Source organism: Hyphomicrobiales bacterium (assembly GCA_039989895.1).
Taxonomy (GTDB): Bacteria; Pseudomonadota; Alphaproteobacteria; order Rhizobiales; family JACESI01; genus JACESI01.
Map to the genome: position 1 here is coordinate 752,522 of JBDXGY010000006.1, position 17,903 is coordinate 770,424.

The window sequence follows — 17,903 nt, forward strand, 5'->3', positions numbered from 1 at the left end:
GCATTGCATCTTTGAAACACTTTGTGAACGATAGCGATAAAGTCTGCGTTTTGCGGCGATTCAGTTGAGCCATCGATTGATGTCAATCGTAGTCACCAGAATCATAAATGTGAGCAAAAATGCGAAGCCTATTTTATAGCAGATTTCTTGCGTTTTTTCACTCACAGGCCGCCCTCTGACAGCTTCCAGAGCATAAAAAATTAGATGTCCACCATCCAGCACAGGTACAGGCATAAGATTCATGATGCCGATACTAACTGACAAAACAGCAGTCAGCCCTATAAGTGCTGTGAAACCGATAGCAGCAACACGTTGAGAAACATCAGCGATTCGGATTGGGCCGCCGAGCTGATTAATCGATTCTCTACCAGTTATGAGGCCACCAAAAAATTGCACAGTGCGCTTCATAATGTACCATGTTTCGCCAGCGCCCTCGCCCACGGCTTCTAATGGTCCAAATTGTTTATTGATGATCGCATCGGCATTTCCACTGCGTTGGATACCGAGCTGACCTATGCGTTGAGTACCACCCAAACCATCATCAACCTCACGAAATGCGGGAGTTGCATTGATGGTAACGTTATTTCCATTCCTATTCACAATGAACACAAGTGGAATTTCTGCGCTGACCGACACTTTTCTTTGAAGATCAGAGAAGCTTTCGATAATTTGGTCGTCAACTTTGATGATTGTATCGCCGGGCTGAAATCCTGCTGCTGCTGCAACACTATCAGCGACTATTTCATCTACTTGCGCAGTCAGAATATCACGGCCGTTTATAAAAAATATGCCAGAGAAAATCACAACAGCTAAGATGAAATTAGCAATCGGACCTGCTGCAACAACGGCTGCGCGTTGCCATAGTTTTTTATTGGCAAAAAATGTGGACTTATCATAGCCCGCAGATTCAAGTTCGCTTGTATCACCTGACATGCTTGCTGGATTAGCGTCATCGATAAATTTCACATAGCCGCCTAGCGGAATTATTGAAAAAGCCCAGATTGTATTTTTCTTATCGGTAAAGCTAAAGATATCTGGTCCAAAGCCAATCGCAAATTTAGCGATCCCTACCCCGTTCCAGCGCGCCACCATAAAATGGCCAAGCTCATGAAAGAACACAACAATTGTGAGAACAAATAAGAAAGGCAATCCCCAGCCAATAAGCCAGAAAAACCATTCGCTAATAAATTCCATATTGAACTCCACGTGTTCCAACTGTTTTTATAGGAACGGTTTATGATGCATTTATGCATTAAAGCAATTGAAAACTAAAATACGATGAATGATGGTCTGATTACGAAGCGGTTGCGATCTAATTAAGAGGCAATCTTCATAAAATCAAACCCTTTGTTGCGCGCAAAATGATCAACTTCAATAGCTTCCTCTAAGCTTTCTATCGATTGTGAGCTAGAGAAGTTTTTAAGGCCTTCATCTAAAACATTGGCCACCAAATCACTCATGCCATAAAAAGACAGTCCGTTATTCAAGAATTGATGGACCGCAATTTCATTCGCTGCATTGAGCAAGTTGGTCGCAATATCACCTTTTGCCAAAGCTTCAAGCGCCAAGCCCAACATGGGAAAGCGATCATAATCAGGTTCTTCAAACGTAAGGCTGCCGAGCTTGGCAAGGTTCAGACGTTCCACCGGGGCACTGATGCGTTCAGGATGCCCCATACAGTGTGCTATTGGCGTGCGCATATCAGGGCAACCAAGTTCAGCAATGACCGCGCCATCAATGAAGGAAACCATGCCATGAATGATAGATTCGGGATGTACAACAACATCAAGCTGATCATGTCTTATAGGGAAAAGGTGATGAGCTTCAATGACTTCCAAACCCTTATTCATCAGCGTTGCTGAATCAATAGTGATTTTTGCGCCCATACTCCAGTTGGGATGTTTGAGGGCTTGCTCTGGTCCGGCTTCAGCAATTTGAGCCTTGCTCCAAGTTCTAAAAGGCCCGCCTGATGCAGTCAGCGTCACTTTTTCAACGCTGTCTATCTTTTCACCATTCAACGCCTGAAAAATAGCATTATGCTCTGAATCCATAGGCAATAGTTCAACATTGTTAGCAGCTGCTTTTTTGCGCACAAGCGTTCCTGCACAAACAAGGCTTTCTTTATTTGCCAATGCCAATGTCTCACATGCATCTAAAGCGGCCAAAGTAGGAGCTAGACCTGCAAAGCCAACAATAGCGGATATAGTCATGTCACATGACATTTTCGCAGCTTCAATAATGCCTGCATCACCACTCGCTACTTCACAGGGCAAAGAACTGAGTGCCTCTTTTAGCTCACCAAGCTTGGTTTCATCGGCAATGGCTACAAATTCTGCACGCGTTGCGCGAGCAATTTCTACCAGTCGCGCAACATTGCCACCACCCGTGACAGCCACAACCTTATAGAGATCAGGATGCGTCTCAACGATACTCAGCGTGCTTTTGCCAATTGAGCCCGTCGCACCCAATATTGAAATCCGGCGCTGCTTGGCTTTTGATGAAGGCCTGTTATCCATAAAACGCTTTCGTATATTGACGTTATTTATTAATCGAAGATGCCTATGCCATGAATTATAACAAATGCATAGGCCGCTAAAGTAAGACCGTCGACACGGTCTAGCACACCACCATGCCCAGGGATGAGGTTGCTGGCATCTTTAACATTGAAGTGACGTTTTATAGCTGATTCAATTAAATCCCCAGCTTGTGCAGCTAATGCCACAGCAAGCGCAACGAATGAGAACAAAATTACTTTATCGGGCGCGGCAATGAATGCGACCATTGATCCGGTAAAAATAGCGCCTGCCATGCCACCCAAAAAACCTGACCATGTTTTTTTCGGTGAAACTTTTGGCATCAATTTAGGACCACCGACTGTGCGCCCTACCAGATAGGCAAAAATATCTGCAGCCCAGACACTAAAGCAAAGGAAAATCAGCAAGATAAGACCTGTAGAATGATCCGGTGAATTGCGGATATAAATTAAACAAAGCGCTAAGCTGCTGGCAACACCAGCACCAGCTATGTTCCAGCCGATTTTTTGTTTGAAGATCAAAACCACAAAAGCGCCTATCGCGATCAAGGCAAAGGAAAGCAAGACCGGCGTCATAGATGGCATGATTATGACTGGTATGATGAGAGCCACTATGATGATGCCAGCGAAGATATCACGGCGGATGTCTATGGCGCGAACAGTGATTGTTGTCCACTCCCAATACATGATAGCGGCGACAACAATCATGAGCGCTGCAAACCATAAACCACCAAGCCATGCGAGGAGAATAACAATAGGAGCAAGCACTAGAGCCGATATCAGTCGCGTTTTAAAATCGCTGGGTGATGCTGGTTTTGACAATGGTTCTAACTGCTCGTCTGTGCTGATTCTATTGCCCCGAAGCGACGATCTCGTCGATAAAACTCATTGAGCGCTTCTGTGAAGGCATTTTTATCAAAATCAGGCCATTTGCAGTCAGTAAATACAAATTCAGAATAAGCTACCTGCCATAGCAGGAAGTTGCTCAATCTTTGTTCGCCGCTTGTACGGATAATAAGATCAGGGTCAGGAATGCCTTTGGTGTCGAGATGCTCACTCACCACATCGATGGTGATTTCGTCAACGGAAAGTTTTCCATCAGCGACCGCTTTTGCAATTCTTTTTGTCGCTTTAGTAATCTCATTTCTGGAGCCATAATTAAAGGCAATCACCAGTGTCAGCCCATCGTTATCTTTTGTCAGTTCAACGGCATCACGAACCAGTTTATTAATATCATCAGGAACGTCTTCTTCATCGCCTATAACTTTGAGACAGACGTTGTTTTGATGTAATTCGGCAAGATATTTGCGCACGAAAAACCGCAGCAAACTAAAAAGTTCAGTGATCTCGCTTGCTGGCCGGTTCCAATTCTCAGAAGAGAAGCTATACAGCGTTAAAAATTCAATGCCGCTCTCACCCGCAATCCTCGTGATATCGCGAACGGCATCGACACCTTTTCTATGCCCTTCAACTCGTGGTAGACCGCGTTCTTTTGCCCAACGTCCATTGCCATCCATAATGATCGCGACATGACGCGGCGATTGACGGTTGTCTGGCTCTTCTGGCTGGATTGGGATTATAGATGCATCTGACATGATTGATCTGGCTTTCGCGTGATGTGCGTTACACCTGCATTATTTCTTTTTCTTTTTCCGCGTACATTTCATCAATTTTAGTAATAAAATCATCCGTCATCTTTTGTATTTTATCAGAAGCCTTATGGGCATCGTCCTTGCCTAAATCGCCATCTTTTTCAGCTTGTTTAGAGGTATCCATACCGTCACGTCGCACATGCCGCGCGGCAATACGGGCTTGCTCGGCGTATTGATTAGCGACCTTAACAAGCTCCTTGCGTCGTTCTTCATTTAGTTCTGGCATAGGAATACGGAGCAATTGGCCATCCATAATAGGATTTAAGCCTAGATTGGATTCACGAATAGCCTTATCCGTTGCGGCCACCATGGTCTTGTCCCAGACTTGAACGGATACAGTGCGTGGTTCTGGTACTGATATAGTTCCAACCTGACTGATTGGCATTTGTGATCCATAAGCATCCACCATAACAGAATCGAGAAGGCTTGCAGAAGCGCGGCCTGTTCTCAAACTGTTTAATTCGCTTTTAAGTGACGTAAGAGCCCCCTCCATTCGGCGGTTCAAATCATCGAAGTCTACCGGGTTATCTGACATATTCTCCATCACTTTCATTGTAGGCTATGCGCCTATCTCGGCTTAATACTATACTATTATCTTATCGTGCGTCACTTGATAGCTAACGAACAATAGTACAACGCCCTGCTCCATTTATTATCTCAAATAATGCGCCTGGCGTTTGAATTGAAAAAACAACTACAGGAATATTTCCTTGTTTGGCAAGCGCAACTGCGGCAACATCCATCACTTCAAGGCCCTTTTCAATGACCTCATCATGTGTAATTTTATCAAAACGCTCAGCTTTATCATCTTTTTTCGGGTCAGCCGTATAGATGCCATCCACATTGGTGCCTTTAAATAGAGCATCGCAATCCATCTCGAGTGCTCTTAATGCAGCCCCTGTATCTGTTGTAAAATAAGGAGCTCCCGTTCCAGCAGCAAAAAGCACTACTTCGCCGTTATCATAGGCTTCGCGTGCCTCTCTTTGTGAAAATGTATCGCAAATCTCAGGCATTGCTATGGCAGACATGACCCGTGCATCAAGCCCAGCTTCTAGCAATCCATCATGCAACGCTATGCAATTCATCACGGTTGCCAGCATGCCCATATGGTGTCCGGCGACACGGTTTTCATCAGCTATTTGCACATCAGCGCCGCGAAAAATATTACCGCCACCCACAACAACCGCCACACGCACGCCAAGAGATGTGACAGCGGCAATTTCCTCTGAAACACGATCAATGACAGATCTATCAATGCCAAAGCCTTGATCGCCCATCAAAGCTTCACCTGAGACTTTCAGTAAGATACTTTTAAAGGGAAGATCATCAGACATTGTTGGCTTTTCCCGATTTGAAGATAACTGTTCAATCTCGCATACACTAACCTTGGTATGATGTGAACCGATATGCGGGCATATGATAAGCAATCCCGACATTTTTGTTTATGTTATAGGCAGAAAAAAGCCGGCGTATTAAGCGCCGGCTTTTTAATGAATTTGACGACAAAGACTAGTTGCCAGACATCGCAGCTACTTCTGCTGCAAAATCCTCTTCTTCTTTTTCTATACCTTCACCCAAAACAAAACGCTCGAACGCTTTGATTTTGACTGGAGCGCCAATATCTTTTGCAGCAAGTTCTGCTGCTTTTTCGACAGTATTTTCGCCGTCGATAACAAAAACCTGTGAAAGCAATACAACTTCTTTGAAGTATTTTTGAATCCGGCCATCGACCATTTTCTCAACAATATTATCAGGTTTGCCAGATGCTTTGGCTTGTTCTGCATAAACAGCGCGTTCACGCTCAACAATTTCTTGGTCCAATTCATCAGAGCTTACTGCAAGTGGGTTGACCGCCGCAATATGCATCGCAACCTGACGACCGAAAGCATTGAGCTTATCCGTATCACCCGTTGATTCTAGCGCAACGAGTACACCAATCTTGCCGATACCATCCGCAATAGCGTTATGAATATATGTAGCGACGACACCATTATCCACTTGCAAAGAAGCCGCACGACGCAGGCTCATGTTTTCACCAATTGTAGCGATAGCATCAGTGATTTCAGCTTCAATACTGCGATTACCTTCGGGATAATCTGCCTTAGCAAGGGCATCAATATCACCATCAACTGACAAGGCAACTGTTGCGATGTTTTTGACCAAAGCTTGGAACGCATCATTTCGTGCAACGAAGTCTGTTTCGGAGTTTAGCTCAATAACGGCAGCTTTCGTGCCGCTTGCTGCAACACCAACCAAACCTTCAGCAGCAACACGGCCAGCTTTCTTAGCGGCTTTTGCAAGGCCTTTGGTACGCAACCAATCGATTGCTTCTTCTAGGTTGCCATTATTCTCATTTAATGCCTTTTTACAGTCCATCATGCCCACGCCAGTTTTATCGCGGAGCTCTTTGACCATGGATGCTGTTATAGCCATGTCATCCTCATTTAGGTTTTGCACCCTAAGTTTACTGGTGCATTAGTTTCAAACGATAGTGAAAACACCTGTATACAGATGTTTTAAATCACTTATTCAGCGGCAAGTGCTGCGGCTTGTGTTAGCCAGTCATCACGTTCAATACGGCCTTTGAATGACAGTGCATCGTCAACTTTAGCAATATCTTCTGCAGTGAAAGCAGCCACTTGTGCAAATTTTGTAATCCCCAAATCATTGAGTTTTTTCTCAAGAACAGGACCAACGCCAGAGATTTTTTTCAAATCATCTGCATCACCTTCAGGTGCTGCAAAGAGGCTTGCAGATGTATCATCGCTTTTTGCTTTAGCTTTTTTCTTTGGTGCCGCTTTAGCTTTTTTCTCTGGCTCAGCTTCAGTTTTCACTTCAGCAACGGCTTCAACAGCCGCCACTGGCGCGTCTACCAATGCAGGTTCTGCAATTGTTTCAGACTCGCCAACATCCATGCCAGATGAACCTTGCCCACGGCTAATTCCATCAATTGATGCACGGGCGATGAGATCGCAGTATAGTGAAATCGCACGACCAGCATCGTCATTGCCAGGAATTGGGTAATCGACCCCATCAGGTGAACAGTTAGAATCAAGGATCGCAATAACAGGAATACCAAGACGGTTGGCTTCTTGAATCGCTATTGATTCTTTGTTGGTGTCGACAACAAACAACATGTCTGGCAGGCCGCCCATATCTTTGATGCCACCAAGCGAACGCTCAAGTTTCTGAAGCTCGCGTGTTCGCGTTAGGCGCTCCTTCTTGGTGAAAGACATTGCTTTGTCGCCAGCCAACATTTCTTCAAGTTCGCGCAAACGTTTGATTGAATTTGAAATCGTTGTCCAGTTTGTCAACGTGCCACCAAGCCAGCGCGCATTCACATAATATTGTGCGCAGCTCTTTGATGACGTTGCTATAATTTCTGAGGCTTGACGTTTTGTTCCAACAAAAAGAATCCGTCCGCCTTTGGAGACGCTATCGCTGACTGCTTTCAATGCTTGATGCAAAAGCGGTACAGTTTGTGACAAATCAATGATGTGAATGTTGTTGCGTGAGCCAAAGAGATATTTCTCAACTCGCGGATTCCAACGGTGTGTCTGGTGACCAAAGTGAACGCCTGCTTCCAGGAGTTGACGCATAGAAAATTCTGGTAGAGCCATGGCTCTATTCTCCTTTTTCGGTTTTTCCTCCACGGGCCGTGTGGTTTCACCGAATGGAACTACGAAGTTGTCCGTAGCGCCTAGCCCGTGTGTGTGATGCGCGGGTCGTACATTGCTTGACGTAATTTTGCAAGTAAAAATGCTTTTTTTTATATCCGCTTATTGCTCATAATTATATTTGCTAATGAAGTTCAACATCCACGACACCCGGCATGGCCTTTAAAGCTCCAGAGAGCTTGGGTGTGAGCATATATTTGTCGTTTAATTTGATCTCCACCTCACGACCAGTTGTTTCGTCATAAACGAAGACACTCACGGTGCCTCCTTTACCATTCTCACTAACCGGTAACTGCTTGTGTAAATGCTCAATAGCGCCTGTTTCTTTGATGAAAATGCTCAATGCACCTGTGAAATTTGAGGCCGCGCGGTCGAGTGGTTCAACAGACTGGATACGAACATTAACCCCTTCTGGTCGGTCTTCCGCCGCAACAATCAAAATGACAGAAGATCCTGCTTCTAAATCATCACGGTGCTTCGCCAATGTCTCACTGAAACAAACAGCTTCATATTGGCCGCTGGCATCTGATATATTCAAAATAGCCATGCGGTTTCCAGTTTTGGTATTGCGTTCCTGTTTGGATACAATCGTTCCTGCAAGCTTTCCAACAGGCGAACCTTTTCGAACATCTTCTTCAAAGGTGAGCCACGGCTTGACGCCAAGCTTTTTGAGTAGGTTTTGGTATTCATCGAGCGGATGGGCGCTGAGGTAAAAACCCACAGAAGCGAGCTCGCGCGCAAGCTTATCGGCTATGTCAAAATCTTGTATTGGTTTTAGCCTGACAGGCTCAGGACCTGATACTGCGGCAAACATGTCATTTTGCCCACTGCGTTTTTCTTCTTGTCGACGGTGAGCAAGTGCCACGATCTGCTCCAACGCATCCAGTACTTGCGCCCTATTGGAAACTAAGCTGTCAAAAGCGCCTGCTGAAATGAGGTTTTCTAACGTACGTTTATTGATCGACTTTGGGTCCAACCTGTGGCCGAAATCCGATAAATCAGCGAACCCATTTTGCGGGCGTTGTGCCACAATATCCAATACTGCCTGCCCGCCAACACCTTTGATTGCAGACAACGCATAAAAGATTGTATTGCCATCAACATCAAACTCCGCACCCGATTTATTGATGTTAGGTATTTCAACGATTATATTAAGTCTTTTTGCTTCCCTCTTGAAATCATTTAATTTATCAGTATTTCCCATATCTAAAGTCATGGAGGCCGCGATAAACTCAACCGGATAGTTTGCTTTCAAATAGGCTGTTTGATAAGCAACCAAAGCATAGGCTGCCGCGTGGGATTTGTTGAAGCCATAGTTTGCAAATTTTGCCAGTAGATCGAAGATTTCATTTGCTTTAGATTTTTTTAAACCACCTTCAACAGACCCCGTAACAAAACGAGTGCGCTGTGCCTCCATCTCTGCACGGATTTTCTTACCCATAGCACGGCGTAACATATCTGCTTCACCCAGTGAGTACCCCGCCAGTTCTTGCGCGATCTGCATTACCTGCTCTTGATAGATGATAACGCCTTGTGTTTCTTTCAGATATTTCTCAATTTTAGGATGAATAAAATCAGGTTTTTCTCGGCCGTGCTTACGATCATTATAGACAGGTATGTTATCCATTGGCCCTGGACGATAAAGAGCCACGAGCGCAATAATATCTTCAAAAACATCCGGCTTCATGCCCACAAGTGCTTTGCGCATGCCCTGACTTTCAAGTTGGAACACGCCAACAGACTCGCCTTTCGCCAGCATCTCATAAGTCTTGTCATCATCGAGTGGCAAAGCGTTTAGGTCCACATCAACGCCGCGCTTGGCAATCAGGTCAACGGCTTTTTTCAGAACAGTGAGTGTTTTGAGGCCCAAGAAATCGAACTTAACAAGGCCTGCCTGCTCAACCCATTTCATGTTGAACTGTGTGACAGGCATGTCTGATCGCGGGTCGCGATATAGAGGCACTAGTTGCTCCAGTGATCGATCACCAATCACAATGCCGGCCGCATGAGTGGACGCGTGACGATAAAGCCCTTCTAGCTTGAGAGACGTGGAAATAAGCTGATCAACCACCTCCTCTTCTTTGCGTGCTTCTTGCAACTTAGGCTCGCCATCAACAGCCTGTGCCAACGTGACAGGATTAGCAGGATTATTAGGCACTAACTTACATAAACGATCCACCTGACCATAAGGCATCTGTAAGACCCGCCCCACATCGCGCATTACAGCACGGGCTTGTAGCGACCCAAAGGTAATGATTTGCGCAACATGATCGCGACCATAGCGCTCCTGCACATAGCGGATTACTTCATCACGGCGATCTTGACAAAAATCGATATCAAAATCGGGCATTGATATACGTTCAGGGTTCAAAAACCGCTCAAACAGAAGTGAAAACTGAAGCGGATCTAGATCAGTAATGGTTAGCGCCCATGCAACCACAGAACCAGCGCCAGAACCCCTGCCCGGTCCAACTGGAATACCTTCATTTTTTGCCCATTTGATAAAGTCGGCAACGATTAGAAAATACCCAGGGAATTTCATATTCTCGATCACGCCAAGTTCAAAATCGAGACGATCAAAATATTCTTTTTCAATACGCCCCTCGGCGCAACCATGCACCTCAAGTCGCGTTTTAAGCCCAGCGATGGCCTGCTCTTTCAAAGCCTTGGATTCTGCCTTAACTGCTTCATCACCACTAAGCCCTTCGGCCGCGAATTGCGGTAAGATTGGGTCGCATGTTTGTGAACGCACGTGACATCTCTTGGCAATTTCAATTGTATTATCAATTGCCTCAGGAATATCAGCAAAGAGCTCGCACATCTGGGACGGTGTTTTGAAATAGCAAGAACTAGACAGCCGCCGCCTGTCATCCATCTGTAATACTGCGCCTTCAGAGATGCATATTAATGCATCATGCGCCTCATAATCCTCTTCACTGGCGAAAAAAGGCTCGTTGGTAGCAACCAATGGAATATCATATTCATAAGCAATATCGATTATGAGGGGCTCACGCCGCGCCTCCTCGCCCAGATCAACCCGTTGTAGTTCAATATAAAAGCGATCCTTAAATATATTTTTGAGTTGCTCGGCTCTTTTCTTTGCTTCCTCTAGGCGATTATCCAATATGCCCTTATCAATTGGTCCACCCCGACCACCACTTAAGCAGATAATACCTTGATTTAGATCGCGCAGCATATCAGGCGTGATATGCGCCTCTTGTTCACCGTTAGTATCCATATAGCTACGCGATACGAGCGCGACGAGATTTTTATATCCCTCATCATTCATCGCGATTAAAACGATGTTAGAAAATGACTGATTGTTCGTGTTGCTAAAGCGGGTTTCATTATCATCAGTATTGGTGATATCTGATAATTTGAGCTGACAACCGATGATAGGCTGGATGCCTTCAGATGCAGCCTTTTCAGAAAACTCCAAAGCCCCGAAAAGATTGCACGTATCAACCAATCCCAATGCAGGCATATTATGTTTTTTAGTTAGAGAGATAAGTTGTGGGATTTTCATCCCGCCTTCAAGCAACGAATAGGCGGAATGACATCTTAAATGTATGAATTCCGCATCATTTACCATTAAACTCTCCTAGCAGTCTTTGATAACATGACCGACAGCGCCTCAGTGAACTTAATCTATTTAATAAGATGGTCGAGAGACCCAGATGCCTTCAGATTGTTTAATCCACTGAATATGCAAATTGAAGCACCTAAAGATTTGTGCGCTCACAAGCGTGTGAATAAAATATTTGGCTTGTGATAAGGTGTTACTACTGGGGTATGAGAACATAGTTTAGTGTACAAACTCCCAAATTAAATCATATATTAGATCACTGGGAGTGAAGTAATTGGATGATTTTGAAACCGACTATCTTGTTATCGGTGCTGGAGCGACGGCTTTAGCATTTGTCGATACGATGCTTGATACGACTGGTGCGCATTTCACGTTGGTTGATAGGCGTGACAAGCCGGGCGGGCATTGGAATGAAGCTTATCCATTTGTGTCATTACACCAGCCTTCGTCCTATTATGGTGTTGCTTCACGAGAATTGGGCAGCGGAAGAATTGACCGTTTAGGACTCAACAAAGGTTTTGAGGAACTGGCATCTGGCTTTGAAGTCGCAAGTTATTTCCATGAAGTCATGCGCGATAAATTCTTAACATCAGGACGTGTTAAATATTTCCCCATGCACGAACACATCGGTGATGGTGTCATCCGCAATTTGTTAAATGATAAAACAATCACCGTAACAGCGCGCAAAAAATTCGTCGATGCCACCATCTATGAAACCAATATCCCTCTAACTCACAGAAGAAAATTTAGTATCTCTAAAGGGGTGCGCTGCATTCCTCCTAACTTTCTACCCAGCAATGCTCATAAACATCGTCATTATACGATTGTGGGTGCAGGCAAGACGGCAATGGACTCTATTATCTGGTTGAAAGATAACGGCGCAGATTCAGATCAAATAAGCTGGATTATGCCGCGCGATCCGTGGATGATGAACCGTGCTCTCGCACAACCTCGTGGGGCTTGCTTTTACGAGAGTTATGGCGGCGTAACGCGCCAATTAGAAGCAGGACGGGATGCAATTTCTGTTGATGATTTTGCGGAAAGAATGGAAGAAGCAGGCATATGGATGCGTGTTGACCCCAATGTACGCCCTCAAATCATGCATGGCCCAACTGTATCTAAAGCTGAATTTGCATATCTTCGGCAGATTAAAGACATCATACGCAATGGCCATGTGAAAAGAGTGGAACCTGAAAAGCTCATCTTTGAAAAAGAAACCATTCCAGCAAAACCGGATACCTTATATGTTGATTGTACAGCCCGCGCGATCAAGCCTAATAAGCCATGGCCTATCTTTTCAAAAAATCGCATAGATCTACAAATGATCCGGCTCTATCAACCTACGTTTAGTGTGGCTTTGCTGGCCAAAATTGAGTCAATGTTTGACGACGATGAAACCAAAAATAAGCTTGCTATACCTATGTCCATGACCGACACAGTGGAAACTTGGATTGCAGCTCAGATTATCAATTCAACAAACCAATATGCTTGGTCGCAAATACCAGAATTACAGTCTTGGATTAACGTTTGTAGGCTCGACGGATTTGGGCGGCCTGCACGTGAAGTCGACCCCCATGAACCAAAGGTGATTGAGGTTATGGAGAGAATCCGTGAACTCATGGTGCCAGCACTCACAAACATGAAAAAAATTATCGCTGAATAAAAAAAGGATTGGCATTCGACACATCATTGCATCGTCTAATGTCATGGATTCACGATATTATAAAAGAAAGCTGTCATATGCTTCGAGTTTTCATTCATGGCGTCCCTGATACACCTGCTATGTGGGGGCCGCTTAAAGAACAATTATCTCTGCCTGAAAATGAGATTGTCACACCAGCCCTGCCCGGTTTTGCTTCTCCGGCGCCTTCTGGTTTTTCCAGCACAAAAGAAGCCTATATCGAATGGTTGATAAATGTGCTTGAGGCAGCTGCAGAGCGAAATAATGGCCCCATAGATCTGGTCGGTCACGATTGGGGGGCGATATTGTGCCTGCGTGCAATTCATCTGCGCCCTGACCTTATTCGCACATGGGCCGTTACGAATGCTGTTCTATTACCTGAAATTGGTTGGCACTCGCTGGCGCGCATTTGGCAAACGCCAATTAAGGGCGAATTGTTCATGCTCTATTTCAACCAAAAACGTCTTAAAAAAGTTCTGCTCAGTTCTGGTATGCCACTCGATATTGCAAACATCGAGGTTCCTCATTTTAACCGGCATATGAAAAGCTCTATCCTCAAACTCTATAGATCAGCTCTTAAGATGCACAATGAATGGGGTGGTGACTTATCAGGTCTTCCAAAGCATGGCCTGGTATTTTGGGGAGAAAAGGATGCATTTGTGCCATTAAAGTTCGGCAAGCAGTTTTGCGACAAATGGTCAGTTCCCCTACACATAGAACCCAATACGGGTCATTGGGCTATTTGTGAACGCCCACAAGTGTTTGCAGAAAAATTGAAACGTCATTGGGGTGAATAATCCCAAATGCCATAAGTGACTTTGAGCATTCTTAGCCTCTAAGACCTTATGTTAGTTTAATAAATGCGTCTGCCCAATAAGTAGAGGCAAGGAAGAATGCAGCGAGAGAAATGAGAGCGGCGAAATCACGAATAAGTAACATTGGGTATTTCCTTTTGTTGTTCAGCTCAGTATGTTCTTGTTTTGTTCTATTGTCAATACCCCGACAATTACCATTAGAACAGGGTTAGCAAATCTTTAAAATTCGACTATTTTACCGTCACGCAATGTCACGCGTCGGTCCATTTTAGCTGCCAACTCCATATTGTGAGTCGCAACCAAAGCGCCAAGGCCGCTACCGCGAACAATACCCATAAGAGCCTCAAAAACGTGGGATGCTGTATCAGGATCGAGGTTGCCAGTCGGCTCATCAGCAAGCAACACGCGTGGTCCATTAATCACAGCGCGGGCGATAGCAACACGCTGCTGTTCACCACCTGACAATTCTGTCGGTCGATGCGTCGACCGATGATCAATATTGAGATATTCCATAACTTGTAGAGCCCTCACCTGAGCTTTTTCTGTCGACATGCCACGAATCATTTGTGGTAGCACCAAATTTTCTAATGCATCAAATTCTGGCAAAAGATGATGGAATTGATAGACAAAGCCAATTTCCAATCGCCGTAGCAATGTACGGGTTTCATCATTTGCTTTACCGCAAGAACGACCAGCAATATAAACCTCGCCAGCGTCTGGTTTCTCTAACAAGCCTGCTATCTGCAGCAATGTTGATTTACCTGCACCTGAAGGAGCAACCAACGCCACCATTTCACCGTCACCGATGGTCAAATTAGCGCCATCGAGAACGGTCAACTCACCGTCGAGTTGTTTAAAACGACGCTCAACATCGACCAAAGCCAGTGGCGCCGCAGGACTTGTGGCTGTCCCCGTCTCATCCAAATTATTGGCACGTACTGTACTATTCATAGCGAAGAGCCTCAACTGGGTCTAAACGGGCAGCCCGCCACGCAGGATAAAGTGTTGCAAGGAATGAGAGCACAAGTGCCATAATGACAACAGAAATAACCTCACCCATATCAATATCAGACGGCAACTCGCTTAAAAAATAATGCTCCGGTGGAAAGATCGTAGTTTGCGTCAATTCGGAAATAAATTGTCTGATTGGTTCGATGTTATCGGCGATAAGAATACCAACACAAAAGCCTGCAAGTGTTCCAAGCGTTCCAATTGCTGCGCCAGTGATGAGGAAAATCCGTAAGATTGAACCACGGCTTGCCCCCATGGTTCGCAAGATTGCAATATCTCGGCCTTTGTCTTTTACCAGCATCGTAAGGCCAGAAATGATGTTCAAGGCTGCAACAAGAATAATCAAGGTCAAGATGATGAACATCACATTACGCTCAACTTCTAGCGCAGAAAAGAAGGTTTGATTGCGCTGCCGCCAATCCGAGACCAAGGCTGTGCGATTAATGGCCTCTTCAATTTTTGGGCGCAAAATATCGACTAAATCAGGATTTGTCGTAAACACCTCAATAGCATCGACCTTACCCTCTTTATTGAAGAAGGCTTGAGATTCTAAAAGTGGCATCACCAGTAACGCCGCATCATATTCCGACATACCTATTTCGAAAATAGCCTTAACTGGATATGCTTTCACCCGTGGCGTAACCCCAAAAGCGGTGACATTACCACGCGGCGCAATCAAAGTGACATTGTCGCCCAATGAAACACCAAGCTTGAGTGCAAGGCGTGAACCAAGGGCAATACCTTTAGATGTGTCAAAACTTTCAAATGTGCCCAATTGAACATTATTGATAAGTGAATCAATCCGGTTGATTTCTTTCTCGCGCAATCCACGCACCAATGTGCCCGTTGGCTCACGCGCCCCAGCTGCTAACACTTGCCCTTCAAGAAAAGGCACGGCTCGCACAACATTGCCAACACCCTCAATACGTCTAGCAATTGCATCAAAATCCTCAAAGTTTGCTCCATCCATAGGCTGGACAATAAAGTGCCCATTGATGCCCAAAATCCGGTCAAGCAGCTCTGTCCTAAAGCCATTCATCACAGACATAACGATGATCAGTGTTGCAACACCTAAAAGAATTCCAAGAAAAGAAAGCCCCGCAATAAAGGAAATAAAAGTTTCTTTACGTCGCGACCTCAAATAACGACTAGCAATCAGCCATTCAAATTTTGAAAATGCACGTGTTTTAACCGGAAGATCCATAAACCTATCCTACTTTGGCGCCCCGCCAATCCCCATTCATGCCTACTCAAGCTGTTAGTTTGTTGAGCACAGCTTCAATAGTCAGTGTTTCCCGTTCACCTGTTGCCCGATTCTTTAATTCTACTACACCATCCTTCAGGCCACGAGGTCCTACGATAATCTGCTGCGGCAATCCAATTAGATCCATTGTAGCAAATTTAGCACCCGCACGTGTATCTGTATCATCATAGAGCACATCTTTGCCCACTTTGATAAGGGTATTATAGAGTTGCTCACAAGCAGGGTCAGTAGCATCATCACTTGGTTTCATATTGATAAGGCCAATATCAAAGGGCGCGATACCCTGTGGCCATATGATGCCATCGTCATCATGGCTTGACTCAATAATACCGCCCACAAGGCGAGATGGGCCAATACCATAAGACCCCATATGGACAGGTTTTTCCACGCCATCAGAACCCATAACTGTTGCACCCATAGCTTCAGAATATTTAGTACCGAAATAGAAGATATGGCCTACTTCAATACCGCGTGTACTCACACGATTTTCTTCGCTGATGGCCTCATAAGCCTGTTCATCATGCATTTCTTCATCCGCGGCATAATCAGCAGTCCATGCGTCAAAAATGCCCTGCATAACAGCGGGATCTTGGAAATCCACGTCTTCAGGTGGTGCTTCACGCTCAAGGTGTGACTTATGGCAAAAAACATTACTCTCGCCCGTATTAGCTAAAACAATAAACTCATGACTGAGATCACCACCAATCGGTCCTGTATCGGCCTTCATAGGAATTGCTTGCAATCCGAGGCGATTAAAGGTGCGCAAATAGGCTGCAAACATACGCTGATAAGAGAGCTTTGCTGTCTCATAATCTGCATCAAAAGAGTAAGCATCCTTCATAAGAAACTCTCGCCCGCGCATCACACCAAAACGGGGGCGCACCTCATCACGAAATTTCCATTGAATATGGTATAGATTAAGCGGCAAGCTTTTATAAGAACGCACATAGCTGCGGAAGATATCAGTCACCATTTCTTCATTGGTGGGACCAAAAAGCATCTCGCGATCTTGGCGATCCTGAATGCGTAGCATTTCCTTGCCATATGCATCATAACGGCCACTTTCACGCCACAGATCAGCTGATTGAATGGTAGGCATGAGAATCTCAACTGCACCAGCTCTGTTCATTTCTTCACGCACGATAGCGTTGATTTTCTCCAACACCTTCAAACCCAATGGCAACCACGTATAAATACCGGCGGCTTGCTGACGTACCATTCCAGCACGCAGCATAAGCTGATGAGATATAATCTCCGCTTCTTTGGGTGTTTCTTTGATAATAGGAAGGAAATATTGTGAAAGCCGCATGGCCATAGTCCTATGTTCTTACTTCATACAGATATCAGTTATCTGTAGAATTGCTCGCAAGCTAGCAAAAAATTACATGACTCAAAAAAATATGCTCAGAAAATGCTGATTATGCGCAACTAATTGATATAATAATAAAAAGAAAAAAGCGACGCCGCGCACCGACTATCCCATTAAATTATAAGATTAAGGGCGCAGCATCAATAGACTTTAAACCATAAGCCTCAATGCAGTAATATTTTTTATACTATACAGGTGACAAGTGCCTGTAGGTTGTATATGTTTTTCTTTAATGAGAATAGAGAGTGGATTTCACCATTCCATTATGAGCATTCTGAAGTCTTGGGAGGGACTGTTTTCCGGCGCGTCATTGTC

General features: G+C 44.8%; 14 protein-coding genes. 2 read left to right on the forward strand and 12 right to left on the reverse strand.

Annotation, left to right across the window (positions count from 1 at the left end; genetic code table 11):
• Nucleotides 1-60: 60 nt before the first annotated feature.
• The 9 genes from rseP to dnaE form a co-directional block, all read right to left on the reverse strand.
• Entirely contained in the window at nt 61-1,194 is a 1,134-nt protein-coding gene (gene rseP / locus ABJ081_10110) for an RIP metalloprotease RseP (protein ID MEP6357027.1), read from the reverse strand.
• A gap of 122 nt (nt 1,195-1,316) precedes the next feature.
• Nucleotides 1,317-2,516: a 1-deoxy-D-xylulose-5-phosphate reductoisomerase gene (gene dxr, locus ABJ081_10115; protein MEP6357028.1), complete on the reverse strand. Its 1,200-nt coding sequence runs from the start codon at nt 2,514-2,516 to the stop codon at nt 1,317-1,319.
• A gap of 29 nt (nt 2,517-2,545) precedes the next feature.
• Nucleotides 2,546-3,355: a phosphatidate cytidylyltransferase gene (locus tag ABJ081_10120; protein ID MEP6357029.1), complete on the reverse strand. Its 810-nt coding sequence runs from the start codon at nt 3,353-3,355 to the stop codon at nt 2,546-2,548.
• Nucleotides 3,356-3,360: 5 nt separating this feature from the next.
• Nucleotides 3,361-4,128 carry an isoprenyl transferase gene (locus tag ABJ081_10125; protein ID MEP6357030.1) on the reverse strand — a complete coding sequence of 256 codons (768 nt, stop codon included), beginning with the start codon at nt 4,126-4,128 and terminating at the stop codon, nt 3,361-3,363.
• A gap of 28 nt (nt 4,129-4,156) precedes the next feature.
• A complete protein-coding gene (frr, locus tag ABJ081_10130) occupies nt 4,157-4,720 on the reverse strand; it encodes a ribosome recycling factor (protein MEP6357031.1) in 564 nt (187 codons plus the stop codon).
• 82 nt (nt 4,721-4,802) lie between these two features.
• Entirely contained in the window at nt 4,803-5,519 is a 717-nt protein-coding gene (pyrH, locus tag ABJ081_10135) for a UMP kinase (protein MEP6357032.1), read from the reverse strand.
• A 175-nt stretch (nt 5,520-5,694) separates the two neighbouring features.
• Nucleotides 5,695-6,618: a translation elongation factor Ts gene (gene tsf / locus ABJ081_10140; protein ID MEP6357033.1), complete on the reverse strand. Its 924-nt coding sequence runs from the start codon at nt 6,616-6,618 to the stop codon at nt 5,695-5,697.
• A 92-nt stretch (nt 6,619-6,710) separates the two neighbouring features.
• Nucleotides 6,711-7,805: a 30S ribosomal protein S2 gene (locus tag ABJ081_10145; GenBank protein MEP6357034.1), complete on the reverse strand. Its 1,095-nt coding sequence runs from the start codon at nt 7,803-7,805 to the stop codon at nt 6,711-6,713.
• Nucleotides 7,806-7,986: 181 nt separating this feature from the next.
• A complete protein-coding gene (gene dnaE, locus ABJ081_10150) occupies nt 7,987-11,454 on the reverse strand; it encodes a DNA polymerase III subunit alpha (protein MEP6357035.1) in 3,468 nt (1,155 codons plus the stop codon).
• Nucleotides 11,455-11,722: 268 nt separating this feature from the next.
• Between dnaE and ABJ081_10155 the strand changes: the two genes are divergently transcribed.
• Nucleotides 11,723-13,111, forward strand: a complete 1,389-nt coding sequence (locus ABJ081_10155; GenBank protein ID MEP6357036.1) for a hypothetical protein — start codon at nt 11,723-11,725, stop codon at nt 13,109-13,111.
• A 77-nt stretch (nt 13,112-13,188) separates the two neighbouring features.
• Nucleotides 13,189-13,926 (forward strand): alpha/beta hydrolase, encoded by a 738-nt coding sequence (locus tag ABJ081_10160; GenBank protein ID MEP6357037.1) that lies wholly within the window; start codon nt 13,189-13,191, stop codon nt 13,924-13,926.
• A gap of 237 nt (nt 13,927-14,163) precedes the next feature.
• Here ABJ081_10160 and ABJ081_10165 read toward each other — a convergent pair whose 3' ends face one another.
• Genes ABJ081_10165 through proS form a run of 3 tightly spaced genes read right to left on the reverse strand, consistent with a single transcriptional unit; the run spans nt 14,164 to nt 17,528 of the window.
• Nucleotides 14,164-14,895 (reverse strand): ABC transporter ATP-binding protein, encoded by a 732-nt coding sequence (locus tag ABJ081_10165; GenBank protein ID MEP6357038.1) that lies wholly within the window; start codon nt 14,893-14,895, stop codon nt 14,164-14,166.
• On the reverse strand, nt 14,888-16,159 hold the full coding sequence (locus tag ABJ081_10170; protein ID MEP6357039.1) for a lipoprotein-releasing ABC transporter permease subunit: 1,272 nt from the start codon (nt 16,157-16,159) through the stop codon (nt 14,888-14,890). The genes ABJ081_10165 and ABJ081_10170 overlap by 8 nt, the downstream gene beginning before the upstream one ends.
• A 46-nt stretch (nt 16,160-16,205) precedes the next feature.
• Nucleotides 16,206-17,528, reverse strand: a complete 1,323-nt coding sequence (gene proS, locus ABJ081_10175; protein MEP6357040.1) for a proline--tRNA ligase — start codon at nt 17,526-17,528, stop codon at nt 16,206-16,208.
• Nucleotides 17,529-17,903 lie beyond the last annotated feature (375 nt).

Excerpts from the sequence above, each read along its gene's own strand:
- rseP (MEP6357027.1), bottom strand. The coding sequence starts at position 1,194 with ATGGAATTTATTAGCGAATGGTTTTTCTGGCTTATTGGCTGGGGATTG.
- dxr (MEP6357028.1), bottom strand. The coding sequence starts at position 2,516 with ATGGATAACAGGCCTTCATCAAAAGCCAAGCAGCGCCGGATTTCAATA.
- ABJ081_10125 (MEP6357030.1), bottom strand. The coding sequence starts at position 4,128 with ATGTCAGATGCATCTATAATCCCAATCCAGCCAGAAGAGCCAGACAAC.
- frr (MEP6357031.1), bottom strand. The coding sequence starts at position 4,720 with ATGTCAGATAACCCGGTAGACTTCGATGATTTGAACCGCCGAATGGAG.
- pyrH (MEP6357032.1), bottom strand. The coding sequence starts at position 5,519 with ATGTCTGATGATCTTCCCTTTAAAAGTATCTTACTGAAAGTCTCAGGT.
- tsf (MEP6357033.1), bottom strand. The coding sequence starts at position 6,618 with ATGGCTATAACAGCATCCATGGTCAAAGAGCTCCGCGATAAAACTGGC.
- ABJ081_10145 (MEP6357034.1), bottom strand. The coding sequence starts at position 7,805 with ATGGCTCTACCAGAATTTTCTATGCGTCAACTCCTGGAAGCAGGCGTT.
- dnaE (MEP6357035.1), bottom strand. The coding sequence starts at position 11,454 with ATGGTAAATGATGCGGAATTCATACATTTAAGATGTCATTCCGCCTAT.
- ABJ081_10160 (MEP6357037.1), top strand. The coding sequence starts at position 13,189 with ATGCTTCGAGTTTTCATTCATGGCGTCCCTGATACACCTGCTATGTGG.
- ABJ081_10165 (MEP6357038.1), bottom strand. The coding sequence starts at position 14,895 with ATGAATAGTACAGTACGTGCCAATAATTTGGATGAGACGGGGACAGCC.
- ABJ081_10170 (MEP6357039.1), bottom strand. The coding sequence starts at position 16,159 with ATGGATCTTCCGGTTAAAACACGTGCATTTTCAAAATTTGAATGGCTG.
- proS (MEP6357040.1), bottom strand. The coding sequence starts at position 17,528 with ATGCGGCTTTCACAATATTTCCTTCCTATTATCAAAGAAACACCCAAA.